The organism is Pararhizobium mangrovi, assembly GCF_006516965.1.
Taxonomy (GTDB): domain Bacteria; phylum Pseudomonadota; class Alphaproteobacteria; order Rhizobiales; family Rhizobiaceae; genus Pararhizobium_B; species Pararhizobium_B mangrovi.
Window position 1 is genome coordinate 1 of the sequence record NZ_VHLH01000019.1, and the last position, 21,725, is coordinate 21,725.

Below are 21,725 nucleotides of genomic sequence, written 5' to 3' on the forward strand. Positions count from 1 at the left end.
ATGGCGGCGCTTTCCGGCGGCGCCTCGGCGATTCGCAGCGGGGCCTCGCTCGCTGGCGGCGCGTCGACCGCCTATGGCCTCGGGTCGGCCGGCAAGAGCGGCGCGGCCGGTGTCGCGTCGGGTCTCGGCCAAGTCGGCCACTCCGGCGTCGCGGCTGCGTCGTCGCCGCTGCGCCGCGCTGCCTCGCGTGCCCGCGGCAGCCTCCGGGACAGTTTCGAGGCCGGCGGTCGCACGGTGTCCGGGGCTGCGGGCAGCGAAGGCGCAGCGGCTGCAAGCGCAGCGCCAGCCGAGAGCGCATCGGCGACCGGCGTGCCGGCCTGGGCCACCCGCATGAAGCGCCACCAGCAGATGACCCACAGCGTGCGCGCCGTCAGCCACGCCGTCCGTTCCGGCGACGCGCATGGCGGCGGCGCCTCAATCAACCTGTCCGAAGGAGACCGGTAGATGTTCAAGCGACCCGCCGCCCATTACGGCACGACGCCGGAACCGGTCACCCCCTACCAGAAGGCCGCGCAGGTCTGGGACGAGCGCATCGGCTCGGCCCGCGTCCAGGCGAGGAATTGGCGGGCGATGGCGTTCGGCTCGCTGGCTCTCTCGATGGGCCTTGCCGGCGGGCTCGTCTGGCAGTCGGCGCGCGGCACCATCGTGCCGTGGGTGGTCGAGGTCGACAGGCTCGGAGCCGCGCGCACCGTTGCGCCGGCCGAAACCGGCTATACGCCGAGCGATCCGCAGATCGCCTTCCATCTTTCGAACTTCGTCGAGAACGTCCGGTCGATTCCCGCCGACCCCATCGTGCTGCGCCAGGACTGGCTCAAGGCCTACGACTTCACCACGACGAAGGGCGCACAGGCGCTCAATGCCTATGCCCGCGCCAACGACCCGTTCGCGCAGGTCGGCAAGGACCAGGTCTCGGTCGACGTCTCCAGCGTCATCCGCGCCTCGCCGCACTCGTTCCGCGTCGCCTGGGCCGAGCGGCGCTACCGCGACGGCGCGCTCGCCGACACCAGCCGCTGGACGGCGATTCTGACCGTCGTCGTCCATCCGCCGCGCGATGCCGACCGGCTGCGCAAGAACCCACTCGGCATCTACGTCGATGCCATAAACTGGTCGAAGGAGCTCGGATGATGGCGCGCACCGCGTTTCGTTCGGGATTGCCGATCATGGCGGCGCTCGCAGTGGCGACCGCACTTGCCGGCTGCGCCACGACCACGAAGCCACCGGCGATTTCCTACGACGCCAGCGTACCGCCGCTCGCGCCGCCGCCACCGACACCGGCCAAAGCAAAACCGAAGCCGCTGCACGTCCCGCCGCCTTGGACGCCGAGCCATGGCGGCAGTACCCATGCGAAGAACGCCGTCGGCCGCGTCGACACCGCGAACGCCGCGGCGCGCGTCGAGCCCAAGCGCGGCGGCTATTACAACGCCATCCAGATCTATCCGTGGAGCGAGGGCGCGCTCTATCAGGTCTATGCCGCCCCCGGTCAGATCACCGACATCGCGCTCCAGCCCGGCGAGACGCTCACCGGCAGCGGTCCGATCGCCGCCGGCGACACGGCGCGCTGGATCATCGGCGACACGACGAGCGGCAGCGCCGAAGGCGCCCGCGTTCATATCCTCGTCAAGCCGACGCGCCCGGATCTCACCACCAATCTCGTCATCAACACCGACCGCCGCACCTATCTCATCGAGCTCCGCTCGCGCGACAAACCCTACATGCCCGCGGTCGAGTGGGCCTATCCGGCGACGAAGACCGTTACGGCCGCACGCGTTCCGACGCGACCGGAGCTGCCCAAGCCAGCGGCGCGGCATTACCGTTATGCGCTCGCTGGCGATCGCCCGCCCTGGCGGCCGGTCACCGTCTACGACGACGGCCGCCGGGTCTACGTCCAGTTTCCGCAAGGCATCGTCCAAGGTGACATGCCGCCACTCTTCGTCATCGGCGCCGACGGCACCCTCGAGATCGTCAACACGCGCGTGTTCGGGAATGTCCTGATCGTCGACCGGCTGTTCGGTGCGGCCGAACTGCGGCTCGGCGGCAAGCACCAGCAGCGCGTCCGCATCGTGCGCACCGACGGGAGGCGAGCGAAATGACAGACCAACCGGAAAGCCGCGACGACGAAGCTGCCCCCGCGTCGAAGGTCGATTCCGAGGCGTCGGCCGCGGCGTTCCGGCTGCGCCCATCGCCGCCGCGCGTCACCCGGCTGTCGCGCAAGGTGCTGGCCGGTCTCGGTCTGACCGGCGGGCTGCTTCTCGGCGGGGCGGCGATCTACGCACTGCAAGGGCCGAGCGACCGCGCGACGTCACCGGAACTGGTCACGACCGAAGCCCGTCCGACACCCGACGGCCTGCGCAGCCTGCCGAAGGATTACAGCCAGGTGCCGAAGCTCGGGCCGCCCTTGCCGGGCGATCTCGGCCGACCGATCGTCAAGGCGCGCGAGGCCGGCCAGCCGGTGCCGGCGCAGACCGTGCCCGGACCCGATCCGGCCGAGCAGCGCCGTCTCCAGGAGGTCGAGGCGGCGCGCACCAGCCAGCTCTTCGCCAGCCAGCAAGGGAGCGGTAAAGCGACGCCGTTGGCTGCATCAGGAGCAAGCGTGCCGGCTATCGCCGGTGCTTCCGGCTCGGCCTCATCGGCACGAACCACCGCGACCGATCGCCAGCGCGCCTTCGTCGATGCGCCCGTCGACCGGCGCACCGTCTCCGTCGATCGATTAGCGGCGCCGATAAGCCCCTATGTCCTGCAGGCCGGCTCGGTCATTCCCGCCGCCCTCGTAACCGGCATCCGCTCCGATCTGCCGGGGCAGATCACCGCGCAGGTGACGGAGAACGTCTACGATAGTCCCACCGGCCGCTTCCTGCTCCTTCCGCAGGGCACGCGGCTGATCGGCGAATATGACAGCGGCGTCGGGTTCGGCCAGGCCCGCGTCCTGCTTGTCTGGACGCGGGCGATCCTGCCGAACGGCCGCTCGCTCGTGCTGGAACGCCAGCCCGGCGCCGACACGAACGGGTTTGCCGGTCTCGAGGACGGCGTCGACTATCACTGGTGGGATCTCGCCAAGGCGGCCGGGCTGTCGACGCTGCTCGGCGTCGGCGCCGATCTCGCCATCGACGACGATCAGCGCCTGCTGCGCGCCATCCGCGACGGAGCGCAGGACAGCGTCAACGACGCCGGCCAGAAGATCGTCCAGCGCCAGCTGGGCGTGAAGCCGACGCTGACGATCCGGCCCGGCCTCCCAGTGCGCGTGATCGTCACACGCGATCTCGTTCTCGAACCCTATGGAGAGACACGATGACGAAGCTGAAGCTCGGGCCGCTCGCCGACGACAAGCCGGTCAAGGTCACCGTCGACCTGCCGGCGTCGCTCCACCGCGATCTCGTCGCCTATGCCGAGGTGCTCGAACGGGAGACCGGCCAACCCGTACCTGACGCGACGAAGCTGATCGCGCCGATGCTCGAACGGTTCATGGCATCGGACCGCGGGTTCGCGAAGATGCGGCGGGTCGGTGAGGCGACGGGCCGGAGTTTCGGCGATCGTTTAAGCTGAATGCATCGCGCTCGCGGTCCTCGCGAGGCTGATGAGCCGGCGTAGCGCCGGGTTGTCGTTATGGAGCGACCACACGGCGGAGTACGGTAGTAGTTCCTGGCTCAGTGGACGGAATGCGACGCCGGGAAACACGGTCGCGGTCGTGGCTTCGCTGGTGAGGGTCAAACCTTTTCCCATCGCTACCAGATTCATGAGATTGTCGCGGCCGACCCGGTGGCGTTCGAGCCTGGGATGGAAGCCAAAATCTGCGAGGTGCTTCAGTAGGAAGTCCTGTATCTCGGGTCCGGGATGCTTCTCGCTTACGATGAAAGGGCAGCTTTTCAGATCGGGCCAGGAAATCTCTTGCGCCGAAGCAAGGTCATGCTTCTCCGGGAGGGCAACGAATATGCGATCGTTCCAGAGATAGACCGTGTCGCAGCTCTCGGCGGTCGGCTGCCCGGTCAGAAATGCCACGTCCAGACGATGACGTCGGATCGCGACCAGATGATCCGATGGGCCACCCTCGAATAACACGATGCGGACGCCGGGATGTTTTTCACCGAAATCCTTCAACAACCGAGCGAGGAAGCCGGACGCCAGCGAACTGAAGACGCCGATCCGCAATATCCCGCTTTCGCCGCGACCGAGCGACCGAGCATCGATCGCCGCATCGCAAATATGGCGCATCGCCGCGCGAGTCGCCAAGATATAGCGGTGCCCGGCATGCGTGAGGTGGACTCCGGCGGAATGCCGGATGAAGAGCGAGACGCCTATCTCGTCCTCCAAATCGCGCACACCGCGGCTTATGGAGGATTCCTTCACGTCGAGCACCTTCGCGGCGCGCCGAAAACTGCCTTGGTCGGCGGCTGTCAGCGCGAATTGAAGGCGACGAAAGTTCAAACTCACATCAATGCTAGAATTCTCGGCAACTCGTCCTCGACAATCAGGACGCTTCGTAAATACGTTTACTCAACTGTTTGCTAGCACAGTTGCCTGTAATTGAAGCTTATCGGATATGTTAGCGTAGCTATCGAACCACTTTGTGCTCCCACTGGTTCAATGGACCAAAGAGGGAGTTGCAAAGTGAGCAAAACTGGAACCAGGATTTTAGCGGTCGGCGCGGCGGGTAAATTCGCTGGATTGGTCGTGCCGGAACTCGTCAAGCGGGGCGCGATCGTGCGAGGACTGACCACGACCGCTGACCATGAAGAGGAGGTCAAAAACAATGGCGCACAGGAAGTCGCGATCGGGGACTTGAGCGACAAGGATGGTCTGTGGGCTGCGCTCGACGGTGTCGACAGCATCTTCTACATCTCGCCGGTCTTCGCCGCGGACCAAGCCGAAATGGGGCGCAACATGGTCGAGGCCGCTCAAGGAGCGGACGTCCGCCGCATCGTCTTTTCGTCGGTCATTCATCCCATTCTCACTGCGATCGACAACCATGCCGCGAAGGCGCCGATCGAGGAGGCGATCGTCGGATCGGATCTCGAATACACCATTCTTCATCCCACCCTCTTCTACGAGAATTACGCCACCGTCTGGCCGCAGGTCGCGAAAACGGGTGTGTTCGCCGAACCTTATTCGGCCGACAGCCGGATCGGGCGGGTCGATTACCGCGACGTGGCGGAGGTGGCGGCGATCGCCCTTACCGAGGATCGCCTGCTCTACGGCACGTTCGAACTCTGCGCCGAGGGCAATTACGATCGGCACGAGGTCGCCGCGATCATGAGCGACGTTCTTGGCCGTGAGATCAGGGCCGAGAGGGTGCCGTTCGAGGATTGGGCGGAAAAGGCCGGCATTCCAAAAGAAGGCCCGGTGCGCAGTGGCCTCAAGCAGATGTACGCTTGGTATGATACGCACGGCTTCGTGGGCAACGCGTTGACCCTTCGCGCGATCCTGGGCTGTGAGCCGAGAACGCTCCGCGCGTATTTCGAGGAACTGTCCGCCGGCGATCGAAGCCTGTGAGCAAACCTTTCGTCGGAATGTTCAGCTAGCTCTGGCGCCAATCTGTCGCCGGATCGAGAGGGCGGAAGGGATCGATGGCCGAGCGATACGGCTTTGTCATCGTCGGCGGCACGTAGTTGGCCATCCAGAGGAGATTGTCATGGAGGGCGCACAGGAAAGTACCGACGAAACCAATTCCGGCAACGGCTCGGCTGAGCTCAGAATCATCTGTCTGGAGGAACATGTCGTCGATTTCGCGATGGCGGACGCGACCCGCGCGGCCCTGGAGACGCGTTTTCCCTATTTCAAGCTATCGGACGACGGATATCAGGACGACCCCGATGCTTCGGGACAAGACAGGCCGATGCTTCAAGGAAGCAAGGTGACACAGTCGATCATGAAGGCACCGATCGACGACCGTCTTGCTGCGATGGACGCGAACGGGATCGACATGCAGGTCCTTTCGGACACCAATTTTCCGCAGTTCGCGTCCAAGCGCCAAGGGCCGGAACTCACCCGCGCAGCCAACGACCATCTGGCCGAGATCGTCGCGCGGTATCCCGATCGCTTCGCCGGCTTCGCCACGTTGCCATGGCAGGATCCTGACGCGGCTGTCCGGGAGATCGACCGCGCGGTCGGCGATCTTGGTTTGGCGGCGACCATGCTGTCGGGACATCCCGCCGACGACGCGCTTGCGGACGATCGCAGGTTCGAACCGTTGCTCGCGCGGCTGTCGGAGCTGCGCGTTCCGCTATATATCCATCCCGGTCCGCCTTTCCAGGATGTGCAGCGGCAGTATTACGCGGGCTTCGCCGAAGAGGTCACCTCGCGTTTTTCACTCGCCGGCTGGGGTTGGCACAGCGAGGCGGGCATGCATGTCGTCCGCCTGATCCTCTCGGGCGTCTTCGACCGGCACCGCGATCTTCAGGTTATCAGCGGGCATTGGGGCGAGATGGTCCCGTTCTTTCTACAGCGCATGGACGATGTCCTGCCGCCCGCGGTGACCGGTCTATCCCGAACGATCAGCCAGACCTATCGCGAGCACGTTTCGGTGACGCCCAGCGGTCTGCTGTACGACCACCAGTTCGAATTCATCCTGAAAGAGCTTGGAGCCGACCGTATCATGTTCTCGGTCGACTATCCCTATTACACCATGACCGGCGCGCGACGATGGCTAGAAAAACTCGATATCGTCGAGGATGCGCGCGGCGCGATCGGAAGCGGCAATGCCGAGAGGCTGTTGCGTTTGAATCGGTAGAAACGGACTTAGCTCGGTCGATTGCATCCCGCTCAAAATGAAGGATTGTCGGTGTGGATTTGCGCACCGTGCTCGTAAACCGGAGTCAACGGTCGGCAGCTATCCAGCGAGCCTAGGGAACAAGGTCTGAGCGTTGGCGAAACTGATCTTAGTGCGATCGTCGTCGGAAAAACCGCCGAAAGCCTCGATGTTCTTTCGTCCCGCTTCCAATGCCTTTTCCGGAACGAAGGGCAAGTCGTAACCAGTAAGGAGGCGCGATACGTCGTGCGTCTTTTCGATCGCCGCGAGCGATGCCGGAAAGCCGACAATCGCGAGATCGTAATACAGGCTGTCGAGTGTCGAGGTTACCCGTTCGGCACCGTCTTGGGGATCGCCGTCCCATTTCCACGGCAGCAGCAGCTCGAGCCGATCCTTCAGGAACGGGATCGTCCCGCCGCCGTGTGAAACGATGATTTTCAGGCCCGGGCAACGCTTCGCCGTGTCGCCGTCGATCAGACTTGCTACGGTACGCGTCGTGTCCGCCGGATATTCGAACGCCGGGGCGGGAAACCCCTGCGTCAGGATTTCGCTTTCCGGCGGCTCCGTAGGGTGGACGAACAGAACGGCTCCGCGCCGGTTCAACTCGTCAAGTACCGGCGCGAACTTCGCGTTGCCGAGATACGTTCCGCCATAGTTGGTCATCAGAACCGCCCCGTCGAGACCGAGCTCGTCGAAGGCGTAGCCGATCTCGGCAAGGGCTCCGTCGACATCGGGTAGCGGCAGTGTGGCGAACCCGCCGAACCGTGCGGGACGATCGCGCACGATCGCCGCGAGTTCCTCGTTCAGCTTACGCGTCAGCATTCTGGCGTCGTCTCCGTGCCAGAACCGCATGCTGGGCGACGACAAGGAGATGACTTCCGTGTCGATGCCCTGCCGATCCATTACCGCCAAGCGTGCATCAATGTCCCATGGCTGAAGCGGAAAACCAACTTGCTTCTCTGTGACACCGATGTCTGCCAAAGCGTTCAGATAGGTTTGAGGAATGAAATGCGTATGGACGTCAATGCTGCCCATGGTTTTCTCCTGATCTACTGTTGCGCGTTGAACGGACACGGCTTTTAAACGCCGCTGACGCGACATCTCAGTCGACGATGCCCCGAGCGGGGGAGTCCTTGTCTTGAACGAACGATATTCCAGCCAGAACCGTGTCGAGATCGGGCCGAAGATAGGGAGCGCTGGCGACGTCGACGGCCTGCACTGTGCCAGCCGGACCGATGAGGAACATCGCTGGCTCCGCAAAATTGCGGTCCGTCTCGTTGGCCGATCGGGGCGAGGAGATGTAGAGGCCGAGGGTCCGCATCTCGTCCTCGGCGAGACCGGTAAGGATCGGAATGGTCCATCCCTCCTGCTCCGCCTCTTCACGAGCCCGCTCGACCGGATCGGCCGAGAGTGCCCAAAGCGTGACGCCGAGCGCTTTGAACTTATCCCGCATCGAGTCGACCCGGCCGAGAAACTTGCGGCAGATCGGGCAGTGCTTGCCGCGATAGATGATCAGGAGCCGCCAGCCCGCCTCGTTCGCGGGCGTGACGCGCTCGCCTTCGGTCGGCTGCCAGGAAAGCGAGGGAAAAGGGCCTCCCGCTTCGAACTTCGTTGGAAAACTCATGTCGTCATCCTCTTGATTACGGATTGAAGGCGTGGCGGCGCGGAGCGCCGGCACCCTCACGTGTTCATCAGATCGGAAACGAAGATGTCTTCGCAGGTCAGCCTGCGTTTGGAGAGGCCCTGCTTGTAATGATAGCGCAGGAATGTATCGACCGCCTTGCGGTTCGCCTCCATGCCATACGGCCACCAGTCGTCGCCCAGAATCGCCCGATCCTCTTCGACCAGCTTCGTCGCCCATGGCAGCATCAGCGCCATGTTATTGAAGGTCATGCCCCGGGTGAATTGTTCGGCGGTGACGGCTTTCGCATCGCAAAAGCCCTTGTAGACCTTTCGGATCAGGTCGGGATTGTCGGCGGCTAGCGCCTTGTTGACCACCACGGTGTGCATGATCGGAAATAGGCCGGTGCGGCGGTAATAATCGCGCTCCGTCTGCTCATAGTCTTCGAACAGCCGGCCGACAGAGGGCGTTTTTTCGAGAACGCACTTGGGGACGTCGGCCGAGATCAGAGCGTCGATCTCACCGGCCGCGAGCTTTTCGCCGAGGTCGTCGTCCGGCTCGGCATAGCTGACTTCGACATTCTCCGGATGCGGCTGCGGCACGAAATCGATCGGCTTCAGCGGAAAGTCGATGCCGCCGATCACCCAGCGACACTGATCGGGCGTGACGCCGTACTCGTCCGACAGCATCCCCTTCGGCCAGACGCCCGCATCGTGACCGTAGAGCGCGAGTTCGCCGATCGTCTTGCCGCGCAGGTCCTCGGGCCGTTCGATGCCGCTCGCCTTATTGATGTAGATCGCCGAGTGGCGGAAGCAGCGATTGGGAAAAACCGGAATCGCCAGAAACGGCGGATCCTCGAAGTCCATCGTCCGAAGGAAATAGCTCATGCCGAGTTCGGACACGTCATAGGCACGATCGCGGATCATCGCTTCGAAAATCTCGGTGACGATCCGGGCGCTGTGGAAGGTCGCATCGACCCCATCGATCGTCACGCTACCGTCGGCCAGCGCGCGCGTCCGGTCATAGTTCCAGAATGCCACATCAAGCTTGTGGTCTTCCATTGTGCCTTTCCTTCCGCATTCGCGAGCGAGGGGCTTCTGTTGCCGCGTGCATGATGAAGCGACGTCGATTATGACCAACCCTAACGCCATATAAATGCATTTACATCAGATTGGTTCCTACCTCTGCCATGAGTGTATTCCGTTCACCTAAGCGGCATCCTCCTGATAGGATAGCGCGCATGACCGCCGATCCCGAAGCCATCGCCGACCTCTTCGAAACCGTTTCGTTAGGCGCCCCCGAGCACGCGGTGGGTTTCGTGCTCTGGCGTGTCGTCCACAGATATCAGCGCGAGGTCGATCGCGCGCTTTCGAACGTCGAACTCACGCATTTGCAATTCACGACGCTGATGCTGGTCGCATGGCTGAGTCGACAAGGCGAAGTGGCGACGCAAGCCGAAATCGCTCGTTTCGGCGACATCCATCCGATGCAGGTCTCCCACATGTTGAAGGCACTGGAAACGAAAAGGATGGTCGAAAGAACTCCCAGCGCGACGAACGTTCGCGCCAACTGGGTTCAGATAACGCCGGGCGGCGTCGCGGTGCTTCGCGAGGCGCTTCCGCTGGCGATCGAGGTGCAACGCCGGATGTTCGGAGAGGAAGGCCGCCCCGGAGGAGACCTGCTTTCCAAGCTGTTGCGCATCGATGCCGGTTTCTTTTCGCAGGATTATGAACGAGAGAAATCCCGCGAATAAGGTGGCTGGCGCTGGCGGTTCCAGTTCATGGGCGCGAAGTGCGGCGCCAATCCGTTCGCGAAGGCTCAGGCGGTCGGGATGCAAAGGTCTCGCATTCATATCGTACCGAGACGTTTACCAGCCTCCATCGCTGCCTTGCGTGCCTCGCCATCCATCCATTGCCGCGATGCCCGTGCCTTCGCCAGGCGGTCAGGACCGGCTTCGGCGGGGGTGCCATTATGGAAAGGCGGCTCGGGCGAATATTCGAGGATGAGCTGAATCCGTCTGGCCGCGTCCTCGTCCCGCAGCTTGGCCGCCAGGTCGAGGCCGAAGTCTAGCCCTGCGGTCACGCCGCCGCCCGTCATGCGGTTACGATCGGTGACCACGCGCTCGTCGACATGCCGTGCGCCCATCAGCGGCAGCAGGTCCGCCACCGCCCAGTGCGCGGTGGCGTCATAGCCGTTCAGCAGTCCGGCGGCGGCGAGAACGAGACCGCCGGTGCACACGCTGGTGACCCACTTCGCGCGTTGCCCGCGATCGGCGAGAAAGGCGAGGACTTCGGGATCGGTCATGCAATCGATCGTGCCGAGGATGCCGCCGGGCACGAACAGGACGTCAAGATCATCGGGAACATCATCGAAAGTATGCGTGGCAGCGATGGGCAGGTGTACATCCGTCGATACGGGCTGCTTATCCTTCCACACCAGATGGATGTTCGAGCGCAGGATGGTGAGGATCGTCATCGGTTCGATGAGGTCGAGGGCGACCATCTTCGGATACACTAGCATGGCGATCTTAGGGGCATCCCGGGGTATCGCCTTCATGCGCTTCATATGCTGCGCCTCGGTCTCGTCCTGTGCCGCGGCGGGTATCGCGGCCGCGAGGCTCCCCAAAGCGGTGAGCGCCATCAACGTGCGGCGGTCGATTGGGTCGGTCATATGTTTTCCAACGTTCAAGAGGCGGCGATTCCATCGCAATTTATGTCTGGTTGCCGCTCAGGATCGCCATTGTTGAGCGGTTTCTTCGGCGAACGCTTGATACGTGCGCAACGGCCGGCCCAGCGTCGCCGTGAGACGGTCGACCGCTCCAGTCATCGGCAACACTCCGATCTGCTGCCACCCGTCAAACATCAGCGCGACGTCGAAGGCCATGGAAGGAGTCATGAAAGTACGATGTTGGCGCTCGAGGGCTTCGAGATCGTCCCCGGCATAGCTGATCGGTCTGCCAAGTGCCTCGCTCCATATGGAGACCAGGCGATCGGCGTTCAGAACATCGGGTCCCGAGATGTCGATGAGATCGCGAGGCAGTCGGTCCGGCGCCCGATCGCGCTTAAGCAGTTCGAGAGCGGCGACCTCCGCAATGTCACGCACGTCCACCATGGCCGCGCCTCGCTGACCGATCGGCATGGCGTACTGATTCTGCTCAAGAAGGGCGTCCTTGATCATCATATCGTTCTGCATGAAGTAATTCGGACGCAAAATCGTCGCGGGTAGATCTTGCTTCTGGATCATGCGCTCGGCGGCGAACTTGGCGGCAGCATGAGGCACATCTACCAATGCATCGGCATTGGCCATCGAGAAGTAGACGATCCCTTTCAGTTGAAAATCGGCTGCCAACCGCAGGTTCAGCAGCGCGAGGGTCAATTCTTCCGGAACGACCGGACTGAGGAGGAAGAGAGTGTCGACGCCGTCCAACGCATCCCGCATTCCTTCCGGGTCGCTCAAATCGCCCACTATCGGCTCGGCGCCCGGAACTCCGCCCGCTTTGCTTCGATCGCGCATCAAGGCTTTCACCTCTGCCCCACGATCCACAAGCTCTTTGACCACTCGCGACCCAATGGTGCCGGTACTACTCGTGACGAGTATGGTCATGTTCTTGTCCTTGGGCTTCTCGCAGGTTCTCGGTCGGCCATTCAGGCTGCTCTTGTCAGCGAGGAGATTTGGCGGTCGGACGGCTGGCGGTTGTCCGCCACGAACGGCTTCGATGCTGCACGAAACTAACAACACCAAATGGCGTTAGCAGTATCGAACTGTTTATCTCTCTGGTTAGGGAAAGTTACGAATGGATCAGCTCGCGGCGATGCGCAGCTTCGTTGCGGTGGTCGACCAAGGCGGCTTCGCTGCGGCTGGTCGCGGGCTCGGCTTATCGGGGCCGATGGTGGGCAATCATGTGCGCTTCTTGGAAGCGCGGCTCGGCGGCCTGTTGCTGAACCGGACGACGCGGGCGCAGAAGCTAACGGAACTCGGCCACGCCTATCTCGCCCGCTGTCGACGTGTGTTTGCAGAACTCGATGTTGCGGACGCGGAGGCCCAGGAGATGCTCGGCGTTCCGCGCGGGCGGCTCCGGATGACTGCACCGCATTCCATCGGGGCGACTGTCCTTCCTGACATAATAAGTGACTTCCTGAAGGAGCACCCCGCAGTAAAGATCGATCTTCATCTGGATGACGGGCGTCTCGATATGCTCGCAAGCCGCTTCGACGTCGCGATCCGGGTCGGTGATCTGGAGGACGCGGCTCTCATCACGCGTTCGCTCGCACCTCTTGAACTCGTCGTCTGCGCGGCTCCTGCCTATCTCGATCATCGGGGCGAACCATCAACGTTGGCGGATTTGACGACTCACGACTGCCTCGACTTCGCGGGTTCGTCGACACCGGGAACTTGGCATTTCGAGGTTCCTGGAGGAACGAAAGAGGCAAAGATTTCGGGTCCTTTTCAGGCAAATAGCGGGTTCGCACTCCGTGCCGCCGCCTTGGCCGGCTTCGGCGTCGTCATGCTGCCGAAGATGCTCCTTCGCGAAGACATCGATTCGGGTCGGCTGATAGAGTTGCTGACAGATTTCCGACCGCAAAGCCGCCCCGTTCAATTGCTGACGCTACCGGACCGCCATCCGGCACCAAAGCTTCGTTCATTCGTCGATGCCGTTGTGCGCGAGCTCGGTCCGCGGGCCGGGTCATGATCAAGGGCAACGATGTCGGAAGTTACTCTCGAACGACGTCCTGCGATATGTCGCGGGACAATGTCGCGCCGTTGGCGAGTCTCCGCCCAAGCGCCTCGAGAAAGGCATCGTACCTTTCGGCACCCTTAGCCTTGGCGGCCGACTGCGCTGGCTCAGGCAATTGCGGTGTCGTCGCCAGCCAGAAGCGGACGAATAGCGCCAATGTCTCGACACCGATCCCGACGTCACGTTCCAGGCGCTGGAGCTTTCGGTCAAGCTGATCGATGCGTTTCGCCATTGCCGCTTCCTGACGTTCGGCGGTATCGGGCGAAAGAAATGACGCGATAGCTGCCTCCGCGACGAGCGACAGCGAACGCTCACGCCGTCCGGCATAATCGGCCAACGCCTGCATGACGGGCGGATCGACATAGACGGAGAGCCGCTGTTTCTTCATTGAGATAGCCTCACAAGTCTATTCCGTCCTGTGGATCGAGGCTGGCCTGACGAGCCACCTGCCGCATGCCGCGGTTCAGCGCCTGAAGTCGTGCCCTTTCCTCAATCTTCTTTGTCGGCAGATCGAGATCGAATTCACTCGTAGAAGGTCGCTCGGGCACGTGTGACGCGGCGCTGTCGAGTTCCGGAACGAAACGTCGAGCCGGACCGCCGTCCTCGGCATCCGCTTCGTTGGTTTCGGTCGGATCATGGTTGGCTTTTCGCTTCATGGGGAGCGGAATGCTGCTCCAGTCATCGCCGTCTGCTGATTTGACGGCGACCTTTGTAGTGAGCACTGGCGGCGCTAGAACCCGAACCTGCAATTGTCGGTCTTCGAAATACCGGACCTTTTTCGCTCGTATCGGAGGTGTTCCGGCCACCATGACGATCTCGTCGTCGGGCGGGAGCTGCATGACCTCGCCGGGCGTCAGGAGCGGACGTGCCGTCTCCGATCGCGATACCATGAGATGCCCGAGCCACGGCGACAGCCGATGGCCGGCATAGTTCTTCATCGCCCGCATTTCGGTCGCAGTGCCGAGCGCATCGGATACGCGCTTGGCCGTGCGCTCGTCGTTGGTCGCAAAACTCACCCGGACATGGCAGTTGTCGAGGATGGAATTGTTTGGGCCGTAGGCCTTCTCGATCTGGTTGAGCGACTGCGCGATGAGGAAGGCCTTGAGGCCATAGCCGGCCATGAAGGCGAGCGCGGACTCGAAGAAGTCGAGGCGGCCGAGCGCGGGAAATTCGTCGAGCATCAGAAGCAGGCGATGCCGCTCGGCCTTCCCGTTCAGATCCTCGGTCAGCCGACGCCCAATCTGGTTGAGGATCAGCCGGATCAGCGGCTTGGTGCGCGCGATGTCGGAAGGCGGAACGACGAGATAGAGCGTCGTCGGCCGCGCGCCTTCCACCAGTTCCGCGATGCGCCAGTCGCAGCGGCGCGTTACTTCGGCTACGACCGGATCGCGATAGAGACCGAGGAATGACATCGCGGTCGACAGCACGCCCGAACGTTCGTTGTCAGCCTTGTTCAGGAGTTCGCGCGCGGCGGATGCGACGACGGGATGCGGCCCCGCTTCGCCGAGATGCGGTGTCGTCATCATCGCGGCGAGTGTCGCCTCGATCGGCCGCTTCGGATCGGAGAGAAAGGCGGCCACGCCGGCGAGCGTCTTGTCGGGCTCGGCGTAGAGGACATGGAGGATCGTGCCTACCAGCAGCGAATGGCTCGTCTTCTCCCAGTGATTGCGGCGTTCGAGCGAACCTTCCGGATCGACCAGCACGTCGGCGACGTTCTGAACGTCGCGCACTTCCCAGGCGCCGCGGCGGACCTCGAGCAAGGGATTGTAGGCCGTCGATTGCGGGTTGGTCGGATCGAAGAGCAGCGTGCGTCCGTGCCGTGCGCGGAAGCCGGCGGTCAGTGTCCAGTTCTCACCCTTGATGTCATGGACGATCGCCGAACCTGGCCAGGTCAGCAGAGTCGGCACGACGAGGCCGACTCCTTTACCCGAGCGGGTCGGCGCGAAGCACAGGACGTGTTCGGGACCATCGTGGCGAAGATAGGCGCGGTCGAACTTGCCTAGCACTGCGCCATCGGTCCCAACAAGTCCCGAGCGTCGAACCTCGTCATTCTCCGCCCACCGCGCCGAGCCGTAGGTCTCGACCTTCTTCGCCTCGCGCGCACGCCAGATCGACATGGCGATGGCGGCTGCAACCGAGACGAAACCGCCCGACGCCGCGATATAGGCGCCTTCGACGAAGACCTGCGGCGCATAAGCATCGTAGGCGTACCACCACCAGAAGAAGCTCGGCGGATAGTAGACGGGCCATCCCGCGATCTCGAACCAGGCGTGGCCAAGCTGCGGCTGAAACCCGAGTTGCCACGCAGTCCACTGCGTCGCCGCCCAGGTCGTACCGATGACGATCAGGGCAGCGACGATGATCTGACCCCAAAGGATCCGGGTGGCTGGCATGAACGAACTCGGCGCTGCGGGAAGCATCGAACCGAAGATGGTTCGGCAGCGGATGCAAGTGCGATTTCGAACTTGTCGAGGTCTCGGCGGCAGAGGCAGGGTGCCGGCGGTCGACCCTGAGCGCGCTTCTCGGAGATGAGCGCGGAGGTCCGACGTTCGCGCTGAACCCACAACAGCCCGGGCGCGTTTGTTCGATACGCGGACCCAAGGAAAGGTGCGGCAGATGGCGAAAGACACGAAGCCCCGACTGGTCGGCCTCAACCATATCGCGCTCGAGGTCGGCGATATCGAGAAGGCGCTGGCCTTCTACGGCGCGATCTTCGACTTTGACCTGCGCGGCCGCGGAGACGGTCGTGCCTTCATCGACATGGGAGACCAGTTCCTGGCACTGATGGAGGGCCGTACCCAGCGCCCGGACGAGCAGCGTCACTTCGGACTGGTCGTCGACGACCGTGGTCGCGTTCGCGATTTGGCGCAAGCGGCCGGCGCCGAACTGATCGACGGGCCTTTCCTCGATTTTTTCGATCCATGGGGTAACCGGATTGAAGTGGTGGAATATGCCGACCTTCAGTTTACCAAGTCGGACGCGATCCTCGGCTCGATGGGCTTGAAACTCGAGAAAAGCGACAAGGCGAAGAAGGAGCTTCAGGACAAAGGAGTTCAATTCGCGCCGAGCGAAACTGGTCAGAATCAGTGATCCATCATGTTTCCGTCGGCACGAGCGAGCTGGAGCGCGCTCGGGCCTTCTAAGCTCCGGTGCTTGCCATTCTCGGGCTCCGGCTGCTCGATCAGGATCACTGATTGAATTACGGCGCCGGGCAGTTCTGCTTCAGTGTCGTCACATCCACCGATGGTACGCCGGCCAGCGTCGGTAACGGCGTGCATGTCGCGTTCGAAGCCGGCGATCGTCCAATGATAGATGCGTTCTATCGTCCCGCGCTCAACTGTGACGGCACCGAAGACGGCCAGCCCGGCCTCCGACCCGAATACAACACCAATTATTATGGCGTCTTCGTTTTCGATCCGGACGGAAACAAGATCGAAGCAGTCACCTATTCGGCGCGAAAATGATCGGAAGGACGGTCGCCAACGGTGCCGATAATCGCCTTGACAAACATAACCCAAACGTCATGTTTGAGCCATGGCACAAAGGATGCGCATCGGTGAACTCACCCGACGAAGTGGCGTCACTCAGCGCACGGTGCGCTACTACGAGAGCATCGGCTTGATCGCTGCCGGCCAGCGCGAGGGCGGTGGACAACATTATTACGGCGAAGAGACGGTCGCCCGCCTGAACAAGATCGATCAGTTGAAGCAGCTCGGACTCAGCCTCGACGAGGTTAGCGGGGTGATCGATCTCTATTTTCTCGACCCCAGCGGAAGGCGACCCAAGCGCAAGGTGCTTGCGATCCTCCAGCGACATCTCGCCGACATCGACGATCGGCTGGATTCCCTTGAATCGCTCCGCGCCGAGCTGAAGGTCAACATCGAAAAGTTCGAAGATTGGCTGAAGGTAGCACCACGGGATTGATAAACTTACAGTCAACGTAAACTTTGGAGCGCGTGATGACCGAACGGATCGGATTTATCGGGCTCGGCAGTCTCGGCCTGCCGATGGCGAGGAACCTGATGGCAGCGGGCTATCCGCTGACCGTTTACAATCGGACTGCGAGCAAGGCGGCGCCGCTCACCGCCAAGGGGGCAATGCAAGCCGAGCGGCCGGTCGATGCGGTAACGCCCGGCGGCATTGTCGTCAGTGTCCTGTGGGACGCAGACGCCGTGGATAACGTGGTCGACCAAAACGGCTTTCTCGACCGCCTCGGCCCCGGCGGCGTTCATATCGCCATGTGCACCGGCTCGCCCGAAGCAGCGAAAACGCTTGCCGCGCGCCATGCCGAGAAGGGCTGCACCTATGTCGAGGCGCCGATCTTCGGGCGGCCGGAAGCCGCCGAAGCGAAAGCGTTGTGGATTCCGTTCGCAGGGCCGGCCGAAGCGAAAGAGCGCGCCCGACCGATCCTGACCGCGCTCGGTGCGCAGGGCGTGTTCGATTTCGGCGAGGAAATCGGCACCGCCACGATCGTCAAGCTCGTCGGCAACTTCCTGATTGTTTCAGCATCGAATTCGCTGCGCGAGGCGGTGACGATGGCGCGGAACTCGGGCGTTGATGCACCGGCTGTGATCGACATGCTGACGCAGACGCTGTTCCCAGCGCCGATCTATCAAAGCTATGGCAAGCGTCTTGCGGAAGGTGGCGCGGCATTCGGGCAATCCGACATTCCGGCCAAGGATGTGGGCCTGTTCAAGGACGCCGCCGGCAAAGCGAAGACACAGACACCGATCGCGGAGATGCTTCTCGACTTACTTTAGCGGGAATAAGTTTGATCCAGTTTCCTGGTAGAAAGTGGTTTGCGTCCAGAGAGCGAGATCAAATCCCTAAACCGCGCTTCCGTCCGAAGCTCCAGTCGACCCCGCCGCCACGGCTGATGCCGGACACTTGCTGGCCGAGATGCTTCTCCATCGACGGCGACCAGGGCACGAGCCGAAACCCCAGCCCGTCGTCGACCATGGCGAACCGGCCTGAGGCGAGCGAAAGCCGCTGCCGGTAACGCCCGGCGACCGGCTCGCCTTCGCCGGCTTTCCTAAATGGCAATCCTGTCTCTGCCGCGATCCGTTCTCCCATGTCGTCGAGTTCGCGCCGGCGAAGCGTGTCCATCAGGTTACGGGCGAACACGACGCGACCGGCGCGACGCTCGGCGAGGCCCAGCCCGGCGAGATGGTCGATCCGTCTCTCGATCGCGTCGCGCACCTCGGCGCCGAAGCCACCGCCGAGCGCCGCGGGCTCCCGCGCGATCGCCTGCCGGTCGAGCCACGTCGCGCCGGTCGCCGTGACCTGCGCCTCGATCGAGAGGTCCGAGCGGACCGCCAACGCCGAGCGCTTATTGCCCTTGCGATCTTCGTAGCGACGAAGTTCGATAATCGATCTGGGCGACCCGTCGCCCGCCGCGTCGAGATCGGGCAGCCGGACATGATGCGTGCGGCCATCGGTGGCGTCGATGACCGCATAGGCCGTGCCGGTGAGTTCGTCGTCGAGACCACGGGCGATCAGCCTGCCGACGAGCGGTTCCGGCAGGTCTTCTCCGGCCAGAACATAGCTTCCGACGCCGCGGTCGACGCCACGCTCGGCCAGTCCGCGATGGATGCGCTTGATGATGTCGCCGCGTTCACCGAGTTCGCGCAGCGTGGCTTGGGCGTCGTCGGCGACGATCCACTGGCCCGGTCCGACTTCGTCGGCGAGCCCGAGGCTCTGGAGCTTGCGCAGACGCCCGACCTTCAGCGTATGGAACGCGTCGGGCTGCTCGCCGCTGCGCGGCGCCATGTCGAGGATACCGGTCGCATCGCTGTCGCGCACGAACTGACGATCGAGATTTGTCCACCGCTCTGCGTCGACCTGGCGTTCGAGCGACTGACGAATGTCGTGTTCGGTGCGGGGGCCGAGTTCGTGGGTGATCAGATCGCGTGCCCGGTCGCGCATGCCGGCGCTGATATAGTCTCGCGAGATGACGAGATCGGCACCGTCGTCGCGCACGCCGCGGACGATGGCATGGATGTGCGGATGACCGGTGTTCCAGTGATCGACGCCGACCCAGTCGAGTTTCGTGCCGAGATCGCGCTCGGCCTGGCGCATAAGGTCTCGCGTGAAGCCGCGAAGATCGCTCATCTCGGTCGCGTCGTCGGGCGATACGATGAACCTGAAATGGTGCCGGTCGCCGGCGCAGCGCTCACCAAACGCGCCGGCATCGGCGTTTTCCGTTTCCGGCCCGAACAGACGGGCGTTCTCCCCATCCCGGGTCACGCCCTCGCGGCGCAGATAGGTGAGATGGACGCCGAGCGACGCGGCACGCCCGGCCTGACGCACGACGCGTGCCTTGACGACGGCGCCGCGCGAGCGGGCAGTGATGAAGCGGTTGGCTTGGAGCGCGGCGCGCTGACCCTTGCCTAAGCGTGACCGGCCGGTGCGGACGCGGCCGCTTCGCGAGACCGAGCCGCCGGCCTTCTGCGCGGCGGCAAGCGCCTGGGCGACGAAGGGCCGTGCGCGCTGAGCGCCGCGCGAGCGCACGCGGCCGGGCCGGATGCGGAACTCGTCCTCGCCGCTCATGGCCACGCCCGCGCACATCGCGCCGAAGCGGCGCCAAATCTGGAGAATCGATGATTGCGCGAGGTGCGCTTATCCGGCGTACCTCGTGAAATTAACCCGTAACCCCTTGAAATACCACCATCCGACCGCGGCGCACATCGCGCCCTTTTATCCTGCCATCTCTCCGCTGCTTCACCCCTGCCGGCCTCACTCCCTACCGTCGATACGACAGAGCCCGCCATGGCACGATCGGGTGTCGATCGCGCTATCGTCATTGGGGAGCCTCCGTGCGAGACACGAACATGGGTTCGGGTGACGTCTGGTCGGTGGTTTGGACGTCGGTTTCGCGGCTATTAGCGGGCGAACGGACGGACCGTTTCGATGGCGTCGCCTTCGCACGTCTGCTTCCGTCCGACGGTGCGGCGAGCGTCGTCGATCGATCGGGTAGATCGTGGTTCGAGGGTGCCACGAAGAGTGGTGATCGCGTCCACGCGAGCGGATCGGGCGCAGCTGCAACTGCGCTGTTTCGGACGTCCGATGGAACGCCGTCGCCGAGAAGCGGTGCGAGCCGGGCGAGATAGAGACGTGTCTCGAGAGGCAGCGGGCGGCCGGTCGTACGGGATGCCAGATAGCGTGCCGGTCCCGCATTGTAGGCCGCGAGGAAGCCAGGCGATCCGAACCGGTCGTGCATCTCGCGCAGATAGGCCGCGCCGGCGAGGATGTTGTCGCGCGGGTCGAACGGATCGGTCCCAAGGCGGTAGCGCGCCCGCATCTCGGCCCATGTCGCGGGCATGAGCTGCATCAGCCCGATCGCACCGACCGGGCTGACGGCATGCACGTCGCCGGCGCTCTCGGCGCGCATGACGACGCGAATCCAGCGCTCCGGGATGCCGAACCGCGCCGCCGCTTCGGTGACGAAGGCCACGTAGGGGTCCGCGGGTCGAACGACGATCCGCGGCGCGTCCGCTGGCGCGGTCTGCGCCACGGCGGCGGGGATCGGTCGACCCGACAGCGGGCAAAGCGTGATGCCGAGCGCGAGCGCAATGGGCCAGCAAACACGGCCGCGAAGAGGAAGCGGGCGCATGCTCATGGCGTGCTCCGCGTCCATATGGGCGTCGCGCGGCCGATGATCGCGGCGCGCGGCAACGGGCCAAAATACCGCCCGTCCATGCTGTCGGCGACGCCGGCGTTGACGAGCAGCACGTCGCCGTCGCCGAGCGTCCGGCAGCCATGCCAGCGCGGCAGCGGACGGCCGCGGCCGTCGCGATCGCGCGCCGTGGCCAGCGCCGCGCCATCGACCGTCACAGCGTCGCCGTGGCGGCAGACCGTCTGGCCGCCAAGCGCGGCGACATGCTTGATGAGCGGCACGCCGGAGCCGATGTAGCGCCGCGCGGCAAGGAAGCGGTCGAGCGGTGCGGGCGGCATGGCGACGACGAGATCCGACACCGACAGATCTCCCGCCGGCCGCACCGCGTAGAGCCCGATTGGCACGCTCGCCGAGGCGTTCCAGACGAGCCGCGTCGGCATGGCGACAATCGCCGGCGCCAACATCGCGGCGACGGCCAGCCCGCCAAGGAGGAGCGGTGTCGGTCGTCGTTTCATGGTTCGATGTTCCTGCGTTTGCACCACGCGGCGTGGCGCGCGAGCGTGTACGGGCGCGCCTGCTGGCGAGCGGTGATGCGGTGGTGGAGATGGCGCCAATGGTCCGGGCAGACGTCCTCGGGCGCGACGCCGATCGCCTCGATCCGGTCGATTGCCTCGAGCACCGCATCGACCTTCGGCCAGCCGGCCTGGCGCAGCAGGATGTCGGCGCCGGGTGTGACATACGGCACCGTCGCGTAGGCTTCGCCGGAAGGGACGGCGCGCAGGATGTCGATGCGGCTGACGACGGTGCCGTAGTCGTTCGCCGCCCATCGGACGTAGGCGAAGACGCTGCCGGCATCGAAGCCGACGATACGCCGCCGGCGATCGAGGATGGTGTCCTGCGCGATGCGGCCGAAGCGGATCCAGCGCTCGATGCGCTTCTCGATCCACAGCAGCTCGACGGTGGTGTGCCCGCTCATCGCGGCACCCGCCGTCTGCGTTGCAGCGACCGCGTTAGA

The 21,725-nt window shown here is 63.8% G+C and carries 24 protein-coding genes and 1 pseudogene; 13 read left to right on the plus strand and 12 right to left on the minus strand.

Features of this window, described 5'->3' with window-relative positions:
- From FJU11_RS18310 to FJU11_RS10615, 5 genes and pseudogenes are all read left to right on the plus strand, one after another.
- A pseudogene (locus FJU11_RS18310) lies at nt 1-444 on the plus strand (P-type conjugative transfer protein TrbL); the annotation flags it as partial.
- Nucleotides 445-1,125, plus strand: coding sequence for a conjugal transfer protein TrbF (gene trbF / locus FJU11_RS10600; RefSeq protein ID WP_141167031.1), 681 nt, complete (start codon nt 445-447; stop codon nt 1,123-1,125). It abuts the pseudogene before it with no gap.
- The gene (gene trbG / locus FJU11_RS10605) at nt 1,125-2,090 is read left to right on the plus strand and encodes a P-type conjugative transfer protein TrbG (protein WP_235890981.1); all 966 of its coding nucleotides are present in this window, start codon (nt 1,125-1,127) and stop codon (nt 2,088-2,090) included. Before trbF ends, trbG begins: the two co-directional genes overlap by 1 nt.
- The gene (locus tag FJU11_RS10610) at nt 2,087-3,289 is read left to right on the plus strand and encodes a TrbI/VirB10 family protein (RefSeq protein ID WP_141167033.1); all 1,203 of its coding nucleotides are present in this window, start codon (nt 2,087-2,089) and stop codon (nt 3,287-3,289) included. Before trbG ends, FJU11_RS10610 begins: the two co-directional genes overlap by 4 nt.
- Nucleotides 3,286-3,540, plus strand: coding sequence for a DUF2274 domain-containing protein (locus FJU11_RS10615; RefSeq protein WP_141167034.1), 255 nt, complete (start codon nt 3,286-3,288; stop codon nt 3,538-3,540). Before FJU11_RS10610 ends, FJU11_RS10615 begins: the two co-directional genes overlap by 4 nt.
- Here FJU11_RS10615 and FJU11_RS10620 read toward each other — a convergent pair.
- On the minus strand, nt 3,532-4,419 hold the full coding sequence (locus tag FJU11_RS10620; protein WP_141167035.1) for a LysR family transcriptional regulator: 888 nt from the start codon (nt 4,417-4,419) through the stop codon (nt 3,532-3,534). The two genes, FJU11_RS10615 and FJU11_RS10620, sit on opposite strands and share 9 nt — an antisense overlap.
- A gap of 183 nt (nt 4,420-4,602) precedes the next feature.
- Here FJU11_RS10620 and FJU11_RS10625 point away from each other — a divergent pair, with 183 nt between their 5' ends.
- Entirely contained in the window at nt 4,603-5,484 is an 882-nt protein-coding gene (locus FJU11_RS10625; protein WP_235890983.1) for an NmrA family NAD(P)-binding protein, read from the plus strand.
- A gap of 139 nt (nt 5,485-5,623) precedes the next feature.
- Nucleotides 5,624-6,721 (plus strand): amidohydrolase family protein, encoded by a 1,098-nt coding sequence (locus tag FJU11_RS10630; RefSeq protein ID WP_141167037.1) that lies wholly within the window; start codon nt 5,624-5,626, stop codon nt 6,719-6,721.
- A 99-nt stretch (nt 6,722-6,820) separates the two neighbouring features.
- Here FJU11_RS10630 and FJU11_RS10635 read toward each other — a convergent pair whose 3' ends face one another.
- The 3 genes from FJU11_RS10635 to FJU11_RS10645 all read right to left on the minus strand — a co-directional run bounded on the left by FJU11_RS10635 (nt 6,821) and on the right by FJU11_RS10645 (nt 9,421).
- A complete protein-coding gene (locus FJU11_RS10635) occupies nt 6,821-7,774 on the minus strand; it encodes an amidohydrolase family protein (protein ID WP_181408143.1) in 954 nt (317 codons plus the stop codon).
- 67 nt (nt 7,775-7,841) lie between these two features.
- Nucleotides 7,842-8,363: a redoxin domain-containing protein gene (locus FJU11_RS10640; RefSeq protein ID WP_141167039.1), complete on the minus strand. Its 522-nt coding sequence runs from the start codon at nt 8,361-8,363 to the stop codon at nt 7,842-7,844.
- A 56-nt stretch (nt 8,364-8,419) separates the two neighbouring features.
- Nucleotides 8,420-9,421 (minus strand): 4,5-dihydroxyphthalate decarboxylase, encoded by a 1,002-nt coding sequence (locus FJU11_RS10645; protein ID WP_141167040.1) that lies wholly within the window; start codon nt 9,419-9,421, stop codon nt 8,420-8,422.
- Between the two features lie 179 nt (nt 9,422-9,600).
- Here FJU11_RS10645 and FJU11_RS10650 point away from each other — a divergent pair, with 179 nt between their 5' ends.
- Nucleotides 9,601-10,113: a MarR family winged helix-turn-helix transcriptional regulator gene (locus tag FJU11_RS10650; RefSeq protein WP_141167041.1), complete on the plus strand. Its 513-nt coding sequence runs from the start codon at nt 9,601-9,603 to the stop codon at nt 10,111-10,113.
- A gap of 95 nt (nt 10,114-10,208) precedes the next feature.
- Here the strand turns inward: FJU11_RS10650 and FJU11_RS10655 are convergent, their stop codons facing one another.
- Together FJU11_RS10655 and FJU11_RS10660 are read right to left on the minus strand one after the other, a co-directional pair.
- Nucleotides 10,209-11,030, minus strand: a complete 822-nt coding sequence (locus FJU11_RS10655) for a DJ-1/PfpI family protein (protein ID WP_141167042.1) — start codon at nt 11,028-11,030, stop codon at nt 10,209-10,211.
- Nucleotides 11,031-11,087: 57 nt separating this feature from the next.
- On the minus strand, nt 11,088-11,963 hold the full coding sequence (locus FJU11_RS10660) for an SDR family oxidoreductase (protein WP_141167043.1): 876 nt from the start codon (nt 11,961-11,963) through the stop codon (nt 11,088-11,090).
- Between the two features lie 190 nt (nt 11,964-12,153).
- Between FJU11_RS10660 and FJU11_RS10665 the strand changes: the two genes are divergently transcribed.
- Nucleotides 12,154-13,050, plus strand: a complete 897-nt coding sequence (locus FJU11_RS10665; protein WP_141167044.1) for a LysR substrate-binding domain-containing protein — start codon at nt 12,154-12,156, stop codon at nt 13,048-13,050.
- A 22-nt stretch (nt 13,051-13,072) separates the two neighbouring features.
- Here the strand turns inward: FJU11_RS10665 and FJU11_RS10670 are convergent, their stop codons facing one another.
- Complete coding sequence (locus FJU11_RS10670) at nt 13,073-13,441, minus strand: CopG family transcriptional regulator (RefSeq protein WP_235890984.1); 369 nt, start codon at nt 13,439-13,441, stop codon at nt 13,073-13,075.
- Nucleotides 13,442-13,493: 52 nt separating this feature from the next.
- Nucleotides 13,494-15,488 carry a conjugal transfer protein TraG gene (locus FJU11_RS10675; RefSeq protein WP_141167046.1) on the minus strand — a complete coding sequence of 665 codons (1,995 nt, stop codon included), beginning with the start codon at nt 15,486-15,488 and terminating at the stop codon, nt 13,494-13,496.
- A 223-nt stretch (nt 15,489-15,711) separates the two neighbouring features.
- On the opposite strand from FJU11_RS10675, the gene FJU11_RS10680 reads away from it, so the two are divergent.
- The 4 genes from FJU11_RS10680 (at nt 15,712) to FJU11_RS10695 (ending at nt 17,855) form a co-directional block, all read left to right on the plus strand.
- Complete coding sequence (locus FJU11_RS10680) at nt 15,712-16,185, plus strand: VOC family protein (protein ID WP_141167047.1); 474 nt, start codon at nt 15,712-15,714, stop codon at nt 16,183-16,185.
- 104 nt (nt 16,186-16,289) lie between these two features.
- The gene (locus FJU11_RS10685; RefSeq protein ID WP_235890985.1) at nt 16,290-16,559 is read left to right on the plus strand and encodes a VOC family protein; all 270 of its coding nucleotides are present in this window, start codon (nt 16,290-16,292) and stop codon (nt 16,557-16,559) included.
- An 82-nt stretch (nt 16,560-16,641) separates the two neighbouring features.
- On the plus strand, nt 16,642-17,019 hold the full coding sequence (locus tag FJU11_RS10690) for a MerR family transcriptional regulator (protein ID WP_210242872.1): 378 nt from the start codon (nt 16,642-16,644) through the stop codon (nt 17,017-17,019).
- A gap of 32 nt (nt 17,020-17,051) precedes the next feature.
- A complete protein-coding gene (locus tag FJU11_RS10695; RefSeq protein ID WP_235890991.1) occupies nt 17,052-17,855 on the plus strand; it encodes an NAD(P)-dependent oxidoreductase in 804 nt (267 codons plus the stop codon).
- A gap of 58 nt (nt 17,856-17,913) precedes the next feature.
- On the opposite strand, the gene FJU11_RS10700 is transcribed toward FJU11_RS10695, so the two are convergent.
- From FJU11_RS10700 to FJU11_RS10715, 4 genes are all read right to left on the minus strand, one after another.
- Entirely contained in the window at nt 17,914-19,644 is a 1,731-nt protein-coding gene (locus FJU11_RS10700; RefSeq protein ID WP_141167049.1) for a relaxase/mobilization nuclease domain-containing protein, read from the minus strand.
- Nucleotides 19,645-19,894: 250 nt separating this feature from the next.
- Nucleotides 19,895-20,713 carry a lytic transglycosylase domain-containing protein gene (locus tag FJU11_RS10705; RefSeq protein WP_235890986.1) on the minus strand — a complete coding sequence of 273 codons (819 nt, stop codon included), beginning with the start codon at nt 20,711-20,713 and terminating at the stop codon, nt 19,895-19,897.
- Entirely contained in the window at nt 20,710-21,225 is a 516-nt protein-coding gene (locus tag FJU11_RS10710; protein WP_141167050.1) for a S26 family signal peptidase, read from the minus strand. Before FJU11_RS10710 ends, FJU11_RS10705 begins: the two co-directional genes overlap by 4 nt.
- Complete coding sequence (locus tag FJU11_RS10715) at nt 21,222-21,686, minus strand: DUF2840 domain-containing protein (RefSeq protein ID WP_141167051.1); 465 nt, start codon at nt 21,684-21,686, stop codon at nt 21,222-21,224. The genes FJU11_RS10710 and FJU11_RS10715 overlap by 4 nt, the downstream gene beginning before the upstream one ends.
- Between the last annotated feature and the right edge of the window lie 39 nt (nt 21,687-21,725).